The organism is Lutispora saccharofermentans (genome assembly GCF_024363565.1).
GTDB lineage: Bacteria > Bacillota > Clostridia > Lutisporales > Lutisporaceae > Lutispora > Lutispora saccharofermentans.
Genome location: NZ_JAJEKE010000016.1, coordinates 69,906 through 83,078, shown reverse-complemented (window position 1 = coordinate 83,078; position 13,173 = coordinate 69,906). Strand labels below are relative to the sequence as shown.

The 13,173-nt window shown below is 41.0% G+C and carries 15 protein-coding genes; 12 read left to right on the top strand and 3 right to left on the bottom strand.

Annotation, left to right across the window (positions count from 1 at the left end):
- Positions 1 to 95: 95 nt before the first annotated feature.
- From LJD61_RS15735 to LJD61_RS15710, 6 genes are all read left to right on the top strand, one after another.
- Complete coding sequence (locus LJD61_RS15735; RefSeq protein ID WP_255228496.1) at positions 96 to 329, top strand: hypothetical protein; 234 nt, start codon at positions 96 to 98, stop codon at positions 327 to 329.
- 23 nt (positions 330 to 352) lie between these two features.
- Positions 353 to 514 (top strand): hypothetical protein, encoded by a 162-nt coding sequence (locus LJD61_RS15730; RefSeq protein ID WP_255228495.1) that lies wholly within the window; start codon positions 353 to 355, stop codon positions 512 to 514.
- Between the two features lie 128 nt (positions 515 to 642).
- Positions 643 to 1,101, top strand: coding sequence for a CtsR family transcriptional regulator (locus LJD61_RS15725; RefSeq protein WP_255228494.1), 459 nt, complete (start codon positions 643 to 645; stop codon positions 1,099 to 1,101).
- Positions 1,102 to 1,366: 265 nt separating this feature from the next.
- Positions 1,367 to 1,879: a UvrB/UvrC motif-containing protein gene (locus tag LJD61_RS15720; protein WP_255228493.1), complete on the top strand. Its 513-nt coding sequence runs from the start codon at positions 1,367 to 1,369 to the stop codon at positions 1,877 to 1,879.
- Entirely contained in the window at positions 1,879 to 2,889 is a 1,011-nt protein-coding gene (locus LJD61_RS15715; protein WP_255228492.1) for a protein arginine kinase, read from the top strand. Before LJD61_RS15720 ends, LJD61_RS15715 begins: the two co-directional genes overlap by 1 nt.
- Positions 2,890 to 3,178: 289 nt before the next feature.
- Positions 3,179 to 5,611, top strand: coding sequence for an ATP-dependent Clp protease ATP-binding subunit (locus tag LJD61_RS15710; protein ID WP_255228491.1), 2,433 nt, complete (start codon positions 3,179 to 3,181; stop codon positions 5,609 to 5,611).
- 139 nt (positions 5,612 to 5,750) lie between these two features.
- On the opposite strand, the gene LJD61_RS15705 is transcribed toward LJD61_RS15710, so the two are convergent.
- Positions 5,751 to 6,182, bottom strand: coding sequence for a C-GCAxxG-C-C family protein (locus LJD61_RS15705; protein WP_255228490.1), 432 nt, complete (start codon positions 6,180 to 6,182; stop codon positions 5,751 to 5,753).
- A gap of 74 nt (positions 6,183 to 6,256) precedes the next feature.
- Positions 6,257 to 7,033: a DeoR/GlpR family DNA-binding transcription regulator gene (locus LJD61_RS15700; protein ID WP_255228489.1), complete on the bottom strand. Its 777-nt coding sequence runs from the start codon at positions 7,031 to 7,033 to the stop codon at positions 6,257 to 6,259.
- Positions 7,034 to 7,523: 490 nt separating this feature from the next.
- Between LJD61_RS15700 and radA the strand changes: the two genes are divergently transcribed.
- Positions 7,524 to 8,882: a DNA repair protein RadA gene (radA, locus tag LJD61_RS15695; RefSeq protein WP_255228488.1), complete on the top strand. Its 1,359-nt coding sequence runs from the start codon at positions 7,524 to 7,526 to the stop codon at positions 8,880 to 8,882.
- A 30-nt stretch (positions 8,883 to 8,912) separates the two neighbouring features.
- Here radA and LJD61_RS15690 read toward each other — a convergent pair whose 3' ends face one another.
- Positions 8,913 to 9,308, bottom strand: coding sequence for a nucleoside triphosphate pyrophosphohydrolase family protein (locus LJD61_RS15690; RefSeq protein ID WP_255228487.1), 396 nt, complete (start codon positions 9,306 to 9,308; stop codon positions 8,913 to 8,915).
- A 179-nt stretch (positions 9,309 to 9,487) separates the two neighbouring features.
- On the opposite strand from LJD61_RS15690, the gene LJD61_RS15685 reads away from it, so the two are divergent.
- The 5 genes from LJD61_RS15685 (at position 9,488) to LJD61_RS15665 (ending at position 12,731) form a co-directional block, all read left to right on the top strand.
- The gene (locus LJD61_RS15685; RefSeq protein ID WP_255228486.1) at positions 9,488 to 9,976 is read left to right on the top strand and encodes a CarD family transcriptional regulator; all 489 of its coding nucleotides are present in this window, start codon (positions 9,488 to 9,490) and stop codon (positions 9,974 to 9,976) included.
- A 103-nt stretch (positions 9,977 to 10,079) separates the two neighbouring features.
- Complete coding sequence (locus tag LJD61_RS15680; RefSeq protein ID WP_255228485.1) at positions 10,080 to 11,198, top strand: PIN/TRAM domain-containing protein; 1,119 nt, start codon at positions 10,080 to 10,082, stop codon at positions 11,196 to 11,198.
- 23 nt (positions 11,199 to 11,221) lie between these two features.
- Complete coding sequence (gene ispD, locus LJD61_RS15675) at positions 11,222 to 11,920, top strand: 2-C-methyl-D-erythritol 4-phosphate cytidylyltransferase (RefSeq protein ID WP_255228484.1); 699 nt, start codon at positions 11,222 to 11,224, stop codon at positions 11,918 to 11,920.
- Complete coding sequence (gene ispF / locus LJD61_RS15670; protein WP_255228483.1) at positions 11,913 to 12,398, top strand: 2-C-methyl-D-erythritol 2,4-cyclodiphosphate synthase; 486 nt, start codon at positions 11,913 to 11,915, stop codon at positions 12,396 to 12,398. The genes ispD and ispF overlap by 8 nt, the downstream gene beginning before the upstream one ends.
- Positions 12,399 to 12,404: 6 nt before the next feature.
- Positions 12,405 to 12,731, top strand: a complete 327-nt coding sequence (locus LJD61_RS15665; protein WP_255228482.1) for a hypothetical protein — start codon at positions 12,405 to 12,407, stop codon at positions 12,729 to 12,731.
- The last annotated feature ends 442 nt before the right edge of the window (positions 12,732 to 13,173 follow it).

Below are 13,173 nucleotides of genomic sequence, written 5' to 3'. Positions count from 1 at the left end.
GCCGTATTTTTTTGGCGGCATATTTATCTGGTGCTTTCATAAACTAGTAATAAAGTAGATTTATAAATATCCATCATGTCATGGGAGGGCGTTGAATGATACAAAGAAGAATGTCGCTGGATCATCCGATGGGATTAAACGATGTCAGAAGAGTGGTAGAAAGTATAAAAGATATTGGTGAGGGGGAGGAACTGGTAATACAAATGAGCAGCCAGGATTCTTTCAGAGCAGAAGGCATATTTTCGGTACTTGACACAGGAGACTACCGGTGGTCCGCTAAAGGAGGGCATGATGGAAAAGACTATTATATAGTCGCGAGAAAGAGATGATTCTGATATGAGGAGGCATTGGGATGAAAGACAGAAGAACTGATTTTGGAAATATGGAGGATGAGCTTGCGGATGTAAGCCTCTATGGTGAGTTTGTATCAACTTTTCATAGCTGGGTTAGTTCTGAAAGACAAAAAAGCAAGGTTAAGGAATTAGAGCATATAAGTGAAGAAAAATTTAAATAAGTTACGTGCCGGCCACGTAACTTATTTAAATGGGAAAATTTAAGCAAAAATATATTTGCACCCATGATATCGGATAATTATAATGAATTATAAGGTCAAAGAAAGTCAAAGTCAGAAAGAGTGATAATATGGCAAGAATAAGTGATATTATAGAAGAATTCATCAATCAATTGATCCGGGAGGCAGAAGGAACCGTTGAAATAGGCAGAAATGAACTGGCCGATTATTTTAACTGCGCTCCTTCCCAGATCAATTATGTTTTAACCACAAGATTTACTACAGAAAGAGGATATTATATAGAATCAAGAAGAGGAGGCGGAGGCTGCATTAAGATATCCAAAATAGATATAGATAATCAGGGATATCTGAAGAATATTTTATCTAAAGAAATTGGGGATAATCTTAATAAGGAGCGGGCATTTGGTTTTGTTGATTTTATGCAAAGGGAAGGTTTTTTATCGGAAAGAGAGAGCAATATAATAAAAGCTGCCGTAGATGACAGCAATATGCCTATGATACCAAAGTCCGTCAGGAATATAATAAGAGCAGCCATACTGAAAGCCATGCTGGTATCGGCACTGGTATAGCTATATAACATGATGAAAATCTTGAGTTTACAGCAATAATGTTATTCTGACTGATATAAGAGTGCATTGTGAAGGGACTTAGAGTTTGTTAGCGAAGTATAGGACCAGTTGCGTCAACTGTTTGAGCCGAAGCGAGTTTTGACGCAACCCTATGCAAGCTTACAAAGTCTTAGTTCCAGAGCTCTGCAATCGTTATCAGTCAGCATAACAGCTATGTAGAATATTTGGTGATTTATATATAATTTTAGCATTGGAGGAGAGAAATATGATTTGTACTGAATGCGGCAAGAGACCTGCTACAGTTCATATTACAAAGATTGAGAATGGAAAGAAATCAGATATGCATCTTTGCGAGCAATGCGCTTTGACCAAAGGGGCTTTAAATATCAATACGGGATTTTCTATCAATGATCTATTGACAGGCCTGCTGAATACAGGTGCGGCGCTGCCCATCAAGATGGATTTTTTGGACGATCCTGTCTGCCCGGTATGCGGCATAAAATACAGCCGCTTCAGAGAAACGGGCAGATTTGGCTGCGGGAGCTGCTATAAGACCTTTGGTGACAGGCTGACTCCCCTGTTTAGAAGAATACACGGTAACATAAGCCATACGGGCAAGATTCCTCAAAGAGCCGGAGGAAGATTGAAGGTTATAAGAGAGATGGAAACATTAAAAGCGGAGCTCTCGAACGCAATAAAAAATGAAGAATATGAGAAGGCTGCGGAGATAAGAGATAAAATCCGAGCGCTGGATAAGACCAATGGGAGGGAAGAATGATGAGCGGATGGATTACGCAGGAAGGCCCGCAGAATGAAATAGTGATAAGCAGCAGGGTAAGGCTTGCGAGAAATATTGCATATACTCCTTTCCCGGCATATTTGGACACGGAGGAAGCCAATAAGCTGATAGATAATGTATACAGAGCAGCGAAAAAAAAGGAAGACCATGCATATACTCTTTATGCCATAGATAAAATGCCTCAAACGGAAAGGCAGATACTGCTGGAGAAGCATCTGATCAGCCCTGACTTAGTAAAGAGCTCTAAGGGCGCTGCTTTGATATCAGGGGACGAGATGATCAGCATAATGATAAATGAGGAAGACCACATCAGGATACAATCAATACTTCCGGGATTCCAGGTTAATAAGGCATGGAGTATTGCAAATGAAGTAGATGATGTATTGGAAGAGGCACTAGATTATACCTATGATGAGAAGCTGGGCTATCTGACCTGCTGTCCTACCAATGTAGGCACGGGAATGCGGGCTTCCGCCATGATACATCTTCCTGCATTAAATATGATAGGCAACATAAGCAAGATACTTCAGGCGGTAACCCAGATAGGGCTGACTATAAGGGGATTATATGGTGAAGGGACAGAGTTTTTGGGCAATCTTTTCCAGATATCCAACCAGATAACCTTAGGCCTGTCCGAGGAAGAAATAGTTGGGAATATCAACGCCGTGACCTCTCAAATCGTAGAAAAGGAAAGAGAGGCCAGGAACATTTTATTGAACAACAATAGAATCCAGCTGGAGGATAAGTTTTGGCGCTCATGGGGAATCCTTAAAAATGCCAGAGTCATGACTTCTCAGGAAGCAATGAAGCTGTTGTCCGATATAAGATTGGGCATGGATTTGAATTTCATTGAAAATCTTACCGTACCGCTTCTAAACGAGATAATGATAGAGACGCAGCCTGCAAGCATACAGAAATACGCGGGAGAAGAATTAACCCCCGAAGCCAGGGATATAATAAGGGCAGAAATAATAAGGGGAAAATTGTAAAGGGGTTACGGGGAACACGGAAAGACACGGATTTTTACACGGATTAGCACGGAGGGATTTCTATTTTATTTTTTAAGCGGATAAGAATATGTGCGAGTGAGGATCTATATATAACGCATTAAATAATTTACAGCAGTAAGCTTATATTAACTGATAAAAGAGTGCATCGTGAAGAGGCTTAGAGTTTGTTAGCGAAGTAGAGAATAAGTTGCGTCAACTGTTTGAGCCAAAGCATTTGCAATCATTATAAGTTAGCACAACAGAACTTTTGATAGAAAGAGGAGATTATATGGGTATTTTTGATAAATTTACGGAAAGGGCCCAAAGAGTAATGGTATATGCCCAGGAAGAAGCTATCAGGCTAAGACATGACTATATAGGCACGGAGCATATACTGCTGGGGCTCGTGAGAGAAGATGAGGGCATAGGGGCCCAATTGATAAAAAACAGAGGCGGTGATCTGGAAGATCTGCGAAAAAGGGTCATGGCCGTAATCGGTATGGGTCAAGAACCTGTCACCAAGGTGATAGGCTATACCCCAAGAACCAAAAATATACTGGAAAGCAGCTTAAGCGAAGCGAGAGCCCTGGGACACAACTATGTAGGTACAGAGCATCTTTTATTGGCGCTGCTCAGAGAAGGTGAAGGAGTTGCAGCCCAGATACTGGACAGCATAGGTATAACCCTGGAAGACATAGAAGATGATGTTATAAAACAACTATCAAGTGAGGATAAGTCGGCTGCAAAAGCAGGCGCTTCAGGAGCAAAGAGAACCAATACTCCAAACCTTCAGCAATATGGGAAGGATTTAACCGAAGCAGCCAGAGAAGGCAAAATCGACCCTATAATTGGCAGGGGTAAGGAGACTGAGAGGGTAATACAGATATTGAGCAGAAGAACCAAGAACAATCCGGTCTTAATCGGCGATCCGGGTGTCGGAAAAACTGCCATAGCTGAAGGCCTTGCACAAAAAATTGCAGAAGGAAACGTGCCTGAAATATTGAAGGATAAACGAGTAGTGACGCTGGACCTTTCTGCTATGGTAGCAGGCTCAAAATACAGAGGCGAATTCGAAGAAAGACTCAAAAATGTGATGAATGAAATAAAAGAAGATAAAAATGTCATATTGTTTATCGATGAAATGCATACCATCATAGGAGCCGGGGGAGCCGAAGGAGCTATTGATGCTTCCAATATATTAAAGCCCGCCCTGGCCAGGGGGGAAATACAGGCTATCGGTGCTACCACTTTGGATGAATACAGAAAGCATGTAGAAAAGGACCCTGCTTTAGAGAGAAGGTTCCAGCCTGTAATGGTCGGAGAGCCGACCAAGGAAGAAACCGTTCAGATTTTGGAAGGCTTGAGGGATAAATATGAGGCCCACCACAAGGTTAAGATAACGGATGAATCGATAAAAGCAGCAGTCGATCTTTCCGATAGATATATAACCGACAGATTTCTTCCCGACAAGGCCATAGATCTTATAGACGAGGCTGCTTCAAGGCTCAGGATAAAAACCTTTACGGCTCCGCCGGATGTAAAGAAGCTGGAGGAGGAGTTGTTGTCTCTGGATAAGGAAAAAGCTGAAGCAATCAATTCTCAGAACTTTGAGAAAGCAGCAGAGATAAGGGATAAAGAGCAGGACACTAAAAAGAATCTCGAGGCTATAAAAAAACAATGGAACGAAAAGGCAAATCAAAATGAGCCTGTTATAGGCGAAGAGGAAATTGCGCACATTGTGTCCTTATGGACTGGTATACCTGTTACAAAGCTTGCAGAAGAAGAATCAAAGAGGCTTTTGAATCTTGAGAAAATACTTCACGAAAGGGTAATTGGCCAGGAAGAAGCTGTTTCGGCAGTATCCAAGGCCATAAAAAGAGCAAGGGTAGGCTTGAAGGATCCAAAGAGACCCGTAGGCTCCTTTATATTCCTCGGACCCACGGGCGTGGGCAAGACGGAATTATCCAGAGCTTTGGCCGATGTGCTGTTTGGTGACGAAAACGCCATGATCAGGATAGACATGTCTGAGTATATGGAGAAGCATACGGTATCAAGGCTCATAGGCTCACCTCCGGGATATGTGGGCTACGAGGAAGGCGGGCAGCTTACCGAAAAGGTGAGGAGAAAGCCGTACTCGGTAGTTCTGCTGGATGAGATAGAAAAAGCTCATCCTGATGTATTCAATGTGCTCCTTCAAATACTGGAGGACGGGAGATTGACAGACGGAAAGGGCAGGACTGTGGATTTTAAAAACACTGTGATAATAATGACCTCCAACGTAGGAGCAAGCACTATCAGAAGGCAAAAGGTCATGGGCTTTACTTCGACCGCGGGAGAAAAAGAAGAAGCCTATGAAAGAATGAAGGACAATGTGATGGAAGAGCTGAAAAGAACCTTTAGGCCTGAATTTCTGAATAGAATAGATGATGTGATAGTATTCCATCAACTGGAAGAGGATCATTTAAAGAAGATTGTCGGCCTGATGCTGAAATCTCTGGTCAAGAGGATTGGTGAACTCAATATAGAGATAGAAGTAACAGATGCCGCCAAAGCTCTGCTGGTCAAAAAAGGCTATGATCCTGTCTATGGAGCAAGACCCCTTAGACGCGCAATTCAAAAGATGGTGGAGGATAAGCTGTCTGAAGAAATGCTGGCAGGCAATGTGAAAGCCGGAAGCAAGGTCCTTATAGACTCCGATGATGAAAAGCTGATATTTAAATAGGAAACGGAGAACACGGATTTACACGGAATCTTGCACGGATTGACAGGCAGTGAAGAATATATTCAAGAGAAAGGGGAAGAGCTATGTGTCTGCCCCTTTTCTTGAATATCATGAATAATTCGAGTTTTTTGCATTGTAATTAGAATCCCATTTCTTCAAGAAGCAATACGGCTGTTTCGATTATCTCAGGGCATACTTTTTTTTGCCTGCCTGGGAACTTAGCCCTGGTTTCTTTATCACGGACATCATAACCAAGTATTTCACGACAGAGGATGGTCCCTTTTCTTTTAACGTACCCTTCCATAAATTTGGAGGTAATTTCATAACACTTACCTTTGGAAGCTTTATCATCTGCAATACATTGCCCATATTTTAATCCAATTATCATGACTGCACCAGTGACTGCTCCGCATACTTCACCGCAGCGCAAACCGCCGGCAAATCCACAGGCAAGCTTCATAGAAAGCGGCTCATCCATCCCAAACTGGTTACAAAAGGTGCCCACAACGGCTTGCGAGCAATTAAGGCCACTTCTGAACAGCTCAAGTGCTTTTTCTACTCTTTTACTCATAAATACAGCCCCTTATTTACAATATATAAACATTGTGAGCTAAAAGCTAAAAGTTTATTGATATGCAAAGCTGATTACCGTTTATCGACTATTATGACTTCAACTCCTAAATCTTCAATTTTAGATAATTCATCTTCGACTGCATCCCAATCGGTTATCAAAACGTCAAATTTAGCAGCATCAGCATCTTTTAAGAATGAGTTGTGTCCGATTTTTTGATTAGGAAATAGGGCAATGTTTTTTCTCGAATTTTCAGCAACTGTTCTTTGAAAAGCGGAAGTCTCGGCTGTACCGTTAGAAACGCCAAAGCTTGCAGAAAATCCGGCTCCTGTTAGAAAACTGATATCAAATCTCATATTTCTCACAAATTCTTGTGCAAAGGAATCTACAATCCTTCCATTTGATCTCATTTTGCCTCCGACAACATAAACTTGCACATTATTATAGCTTCTCAAAATGGAAGCATTGTCAATAGAGTTTGTCACAATAGTATATTCTATATTAGTCGGGAGATATTTTATCATTAAGTATCCAACTCTTGCAGATGTAAGATATACGGCATCATTTGGTTTTATAAATTCAACAGCTCTTTTAGCAATTGCATCTAAATTTGCATCGATGGTCTCCATCTGGGCTGCATTCCAGGTTTTGGGGTAATGCAGGCCGACTTGCATTATTGGTATTGCCCCGCCATGAGTTCTTTTGAGCAAGCTCTTTTCTTCAAGTATCCTTAAATCTCTTCTTGCTGAGTCCACTGAAACGCCAAACTTTTCTTGAATTTCGCCTATCGATATTCTTCCGTTTTCGCTGATGATTTTTAATATTTCTTGATGTCTTTCCTCAATAAACATATCAATCACTTCCTAATATAATAATTTATTGACAAATATGAGCTAATCTATATTCAATGTTATTCACAATATATCATGATTATTACTGAATATCAATACAAATAATTAAAAATAGTGAATAAACGTGAACAAAGAGGTATTAGAAAGCAATACAGCTTAAACTATAAGCTTGATTCTTAGTGAGGTATGATATATAATTTATATAGAACAAATGTTCTGACAGGATGAGGAAAGCATATGACTATCTCAAAATTAAAACCCTTTAGTGTCTTTCGGTGTCTCCCGTTCTCATTGACCCTAGACTCGGGACCCCATACTAGAGGCTAGCGGCTAGAAGCCAGAGACTAGAGGCTGACCTATAAAAATACCCAATAAATCCTATGGACAAAGATATGTAAAAATTCTACAATAAATATATAGATACTCAAAATATGTCGGAGCTCATAGTAAAAATGAGACAGCAGGCCTAAAATCCAAAGGAGGGATTTTAATGGCAAAGTTGAAAACTAAATATGTATGCATGGAATGCGGATGCGAGTCACCCAAATGGATGGGGAAATGCCCTGAATGCAACCAATGGAACACTCTGGTTGAAGAAGTGGATACCAAGACCGCGCCTGCTTCTGCACCTTCGTTGTCAAATTTATCCAAACCGGAAAGGATGCAGGACATTTCCATAGAAGAGGAAATGAGGCTTAGCACCGGCCTGGGTGAATTGGACAGGGTGCTGGGCGGAGGCATAGTCAAGGGATCGCTGATACTTGTAGGGGGAGACCCGGGTATAGGGAAATCTACCCTTTTGCTTCAGCTATCGGACAATATAGGGAAAAAGGGCTTAAAGGTGCTATATGTTTCCGGGGAAGAATCCGTAAAGCAGATAAAGATCAGGGCTCACAGGATGAGTGCAGATTCAGCAAATATTTATCTTCAGTCAGAAAACAATATGGACTATATACAAAGAACCATAGAGGATGTAAACCCTGATGTTCTCATAATAGATTCCATACAGACGGTTTATAACTCAAGCATATTGTCGGCTCCGGGCAGTGTCAGCCAGGTAAGGGATGCTACGGGCAACCTGATGAGGATCGCCAAAGGGCAGGGCATAGCAGTATTCATTGTAGGACATGTTACAAAAGCCGGGTCCATAGCAGGCCCCAGAGTTTTGGAGCATATGGTGGATACGGTTTTGTATTTTGAAGGAGACTCCCATATGTCCTACAGGATTCTAAGGGCGGTCAAGAATAGATTTGGCTCTACCAATGAAATAGGTATATTTGAAATGGCCGACAGAGGGCTGGCAGAGGTGTTGAATCCTTCTCAGATGCTCTTATCCGGAAGGATGAAGGGAGTGTCAGGCTCTTCCGTCATAGCTTCATTAGAAGGCACCCGGCCTATGCTGGTTGAGGTTCAGGCGCTTCTGAGCTACACAAGCTTTGGAGTGCCGAGGAGGACCGCCACAGGAGCAGATTACAACAGGGTGGTTCTGCTGATGGCTGTGCTTGAGAAAAGGGTGGGGCTTCAGCTCCAGAACTATGATTCCTATGTGAATGTGGTAGGAGGAATTAAACTCAATGAACCTTCTTCAGATTTGGGAATAATTGCAGCAATAGCTTCAAGCTATAGAGACAAGGAGATCGATGACGGTACGGTTATAATAGGAGAAGTGGGTTTGGCAGGAGAAGTGAGGGCAGTTAATTTTATAGAAAAGAGGATCAATGAAGCGGCTAAATTAGGCTTTACCAAATGTGTTATACCATATAATAATTATAAGAATCTGAAAGACGATCCTAAAATAAAGATTTATGGTGTAAAAAGTGTGGAGGAAGCTCTTAATATAATAATATAAACCCTGCAGATATTCTCAGCAGGGTTTATGTTAAAACATATTGTATATTCCTAAAGTGTTGATTTTTTCATACTCTTTCTCTAAAACATCATGGAGATTGATATCTAATGTATTGCATAACGATGTTATATAGAATATATTATTTCCTATTTCCTTCTCGATGATATCCTTGCAGCTTTCACAAAGCTCACCTTCTATATGAGTGCTCATGCAGCTTTTTAAATCCTTTATGTCTGCATCATGAGGAATGTGCTGCTTTTGTGCGCTTACCTGAATACATCCGCAGCTCGTTACTGCTTTGGCTACAGCCCTGTTGACTCTGGATTGGGATTCTTCAAGCTTTGTCATTATATCCAATATGCTTTTGTGCCTTATCAGTAGCTGGGATACGCTCTGTTGAAAATCGTCGCAAATAAAATCCTTCAATATGTATCACTCCTAAGCTCATGTATACATAAAATGTACTATAAGATAATTATAGAGTTATGCAATTTAGTTGTCAATGTAAAAAAAACATTGACAAGCCTTATTATATGTGATATTATTCAACGTTTGCCGACAAGAAACTACATATCGTTAAAACTATTTGCCTTTGGAGGGATTATATGTTTCATGTTGGAGACAAAGTTGTGTATCCTATGCATGGTGCAGGCATAATAGAGTCCATTGAAGACAGGGAAGTGTTTTGCAAAAGATCCAGGTATTATATAATAAAGATGATATTAGGGCAGATAAAGGTGATGGTTCCAATCGATAAGGCTGAAACAATAGGAATCAGAAAAATAACTGATATAAACGGCTATGATCAGGTGGTGGGGATACTATCGGGAGATTATAAAATAATGGACAAGAAATGGAATAAAAGATACAGGGAAAATGAAGCTAAGCTGAAGGAAGGGAATATAAAGGATATAGCTGAAATAGTGAACTATCTCAACTATATGAACAAAAAAGGGAAGCTATCCACTGGAGAAAAGAAGATGCTTGTTCAGTCCAGACAAATGCTGGTGAGTGAGCTGGCGCTGATCAAGAATATTTGTTATGAAGAGATGGAGAGAGATGTGGACAAAATATTAAATATCTGTGAATTTTAAGAACCAGGGTTTTTAAAACCTTAGAAGTCTGTTATAATTATCATTAATTTCTTATGGTTTAAAATATTCCTGGTTTGGATATACTTTTAAGGAGGTGAGATTATTGATAAGAAAAATACTTGTTTGGATTCTGACTTTACTGGGAATTGCTCTCGGCTCCGAGACGACCTATCTTTTACTTAAATTTTTAGGAGTTACCCATCTCTTCGGGTATGAAATTACTGATTTTAAAAGATTACTTGCGATTGCAATATCAGGAATCATAGGTGGAATAATATTTTATTTAATATCGCCATGGATTATTAATCGGGGAAGCCAATCTACGCATAAGGTAGAAAAGATGCTTCAGAAGATCCCGACCAATGAAATTATAATAGGTTCTATAGGCTTGATCATAGGGCTGGTCATTGCCAACCTGATCAGCGGTCCCTTAAAGCTTTTGCAGATATCCTGGCTGACCAGCATAGTGTCAGCGATTCTGTATGTTTTGCTGGGCTATCTGGGAATAAGCATCGCTACTAAAAAGAAAGATGATTTGTTAAATTCGTTTTCTTTTTTAAAGAGAGTCAATATAAAGGATAAGGATAAAACAAGCAAACAGGAACATAAGATACAGCCCAAGGTTTTGGATACCAGCGTCATAATAGATGGAAGAATAGCCGATATAGTGAAAACAGGATTTGTTGAAGGACCTTTGATCATACCTGCTTTCGTGTTGGAGGAGCTCAGGCATATTGCGGATTCATCCGACGGCTTGAAAAGAAATAGAGGAAGAAGAGGTCTTGATATTTTAAACAAGATCCAGAATGACATGGAGATACCTGTCGAAATCATTGAAAAGGACTTTGAAGACGTGAGCGAAGTGGATACTAAGCTTTTGAAGGTAGCTCAATTATTGGGAGGCAAAGTTGTCACCAATGACTACAACCTTAATAAGGTTGCAGAATTTCAAAGAGTGCCTGTTTTGAATATTAACGAACTTGCCAATGCAGTGAAGCCTGTTGTTCTTCCCGGTGAGGAGATGACCGTACTGGTTATAAAGGATGGGAAGGAGACCGGCCAGGGTGTTGCATATCTGGATGACGGAACCATGATCGTAGTTGATGGAGGGAGAAAGTTTATTGGTGATACTATCACTGTTGTAGTGACCAGCGTTCTCCAAACTGCGGCCGGCAGGATGATTTTTGCAAAGCCTAAATCTGCCGTTGATAAAGTTTCCTGAGCTATAGCCCAAGGAGGAGACTTATGAATACAGCCGTTATTTTGGCAGCCGGCAAAGGCACCAGAATGAATATGGGTATAAATAAGCTATATTTAAACATCAAGGGCAGGCCTTTGCTTGCCCGTACCCTTGATGTTTTTTTTGCATGCAGTTCTATACATGAAATAGTTTTGGTCATAGGGGAGGATGAAGAAGAGCTCTGCAGAGAAAAGATCATATGCAATATGGAGCACAACAAACCTCTCAAGCTTGTTATAGGCGGAAAGGAAAGGCAAGACTCCGTATATAACGGCATTAAAAGCGCGGACAAGGGTTCTGAATTGATACTTATACATGATGGGGCCAGACCTTTTGTAACACAGGCTATGATCGAAGAATCCATAAAGGAAGCCAAGCTTCATAAAGCCGTAGCAGTGGGGATGCCTGTGAAGGACACCATAAAGCAAGTCGACGGAAACGGCTTTATATTAAACACTCCTGACAGATCCGGGCTATGGATTGCTCAAACCCCTCAAACCTTTACACTGGACACTATAGTACAAGCCTACGAGCTCTCTTATAGGGAAAAGGCAGCAGCTACCGACGATGCTATGCTGGTTGAGAGGATGGGACTGAGGGTCAGGATGATAAAAGGCAGCTATGATAATATAAAGATAACGACTCCAGAAGATATGGCACTGGCCGAAGAAATACTGGAGTCCGGGAGGGTTGGAAATGTTTAGAGTCGGAAACGGATATGATGTACATAAATTGGCGGAAGGCCGTAAGCTGATACTGGGCGGTGTGGAAATCCCTTTTGAAAAAGGTCTTCTGGGCCATTCGGATGCAGATGTTCTGGTCCACGCCATTATTGATGCATTGCTTGGCGCTTGCGGCAAAAGAGATATAGGGACGCTGTTCCCTGATACGGATTCGGCTTACAAGGATATTTCAAGCCTGATCCTGTTGGAAAGAGCTGCAGAGGAAGTAGAAAAGTCAGGATACAGAATGTCAAATATAGACAGCATCATAGTAGCGCAAAAACCAAAGCTTTCTCCTTTCATTGATAACATGAAAAATAATATAGCTGCTGCTATGGACATAGAAGCCGGAAGGATCAACATAAAGGCCACCACCTCTGAAGGGCTCGGTTTCACAGGGACTGGTGAAGGCATAGCTGCTTATGCTGTTGCATGCTTATACTCGAATGAGGAAAGGTGATTATCTATGGCAAGATATAGAAGAAATATTTTTCTCGGAAATAGAGTGACAATCCTGGCAATAATCCTTATCCTGGCAATGAGTTTTTTTGTGAAGCTTACAGTTCCGCTGGACAGCATCAAAACTCCTCCGGAAAAGATAAAGTACATAAGCCATGAGTACACATATGAAGAAACTATAAAAGCTTCTCCTTTTAAATTTGCAAGAGGGAAGCAGGGCAGCGAAGAGGGCTTCAGGGTGTTGATCCTGCGGAAGGATAAAAGAACGGAAGTTCCTGTGGAAGTATATATTTATAACGGCAGGAGAGAATATTTGAAATACCGGGCTGATTAAAAGTACGAAATAATATTTATTATCTATTGACACAGTGTGGCTTTTTTCTCATAATATTATATAAGCTAATAAATGATGCTGTGATCGGGAATAGTAAATTTGCTAATACCAGCAGAGATAAGCCTTCATCGGCTGAAAGGGGCTTTTGGGGACAGCAGATTGAAGTGCGCCCGTTAGCACCTGCGGTGAAATGAGTAGCCATGGGCGGCAGAGCCGTTAAGGTTGTGAGCAAATAAAGAGTGGAACCGCGTCATATGTCGCCTCTTAGCGAGGCGGCTTTATTTATTTAACGCTGGAGTAACATTGCTATGAAAGCCCTGCTTAGTTGTCATCCTGAAGGCTTTGCCTGAAGGATCTTATTTAGATCCTTCAGTTGCTTTGCTCCTTCAGAATGACAGAAAATGCTTTCATTTATCGTGATTCGTATACCGCATGAGAATTC

Bases quoted from the DNA above. Each gene is read 5' to 3' on its own strand.
- LJD61_RS15710 (WP_255228491.1), top strand. From the start codon at position 3,179: ATGGGTATTTTTGATAAATTTACGGAAAGGGCCCAAAGAGTAATGGTA.
- LJD61_RS15720 (WP_255228493.1), top strand. From the start codon at position 1,367: ATGATTTGTACTGAATGCGGCAAGAGACCTGCTACAGTTCATATTACA.
- ispD (WP_255228484.1), top strand. From the start codon at position 11,222: ATGAATACAGCCGTTATTTTGGCAGCCGGCAAAGGCACCAGAATGAAT.
- LJD61_RS15730 (WP_255228495.1), top strand. From the start codon at position 353: ATGAAAGACAGAAGAACTGATTTTGGAAATATGGAGGATGAGCTTGCG.
- radA (WP_255228488.1), top strand. From the start codon at position 7,524: ATGGCAAAGTTGAAAACTAAATATGTATGCATGGAATGCGGATGCGAG.
- LJD61_RS15685 (WP_255228486.1), top strand. From the start codon at position 9,488: ATGTTTCATGTTGGAGACAAAGTTGTGTATCCTATGCATGGTGCAGGC.
- LJD61_RS15705 (WP_255228490.1), bottom strand. From the start codon at position 6,182: ATGAGTAAAAGAGTAGAAAAAGCACTTGAGCTGTTCAGAAGTGGCCTT.
- ispF (WP_255228483.1), top strand. From the start codon at position 11,913: ATGTTTAGAGTCGGAAACGGATATGATGTACATAAATTGGCGGAAGGC.
- LJD61_RS15665 (WP_255228482.1), top strand. From the start codon at position 12,405: ATGGCAAGATATAGAAGAAATATTTTTCTCGGAAATAGAGTGACAATC.
- LJD61_RS15725 (WP_255228494.1), top strand. From the start codon at position 643: ATGGCAAGAATAAGTGATATTATAGAAGAATTCATCAATCAATTGATC.
- LJD61_RS15715 (WP_255228492.1), top strand. From the start codon at position 1,879: ATGAGCGGATGGATTACGCAGGAAGGCCCGCAGAATGAAATAGTGATA.
- LJD61_RS15700 (WP_255228489.1), bottom strand. From the start codon at position 7,033: ATGTTTATTGAGGAAAGACATCAAGAAATATTAAAAATCATCAGCGAA.
- LJD61_RS15735 (WP_255228496.1), top strand. From the start codon at position 96: ATGATACAAAGAAGAATGTCGCTGGATCATCCGATGGGATTAAACGAT.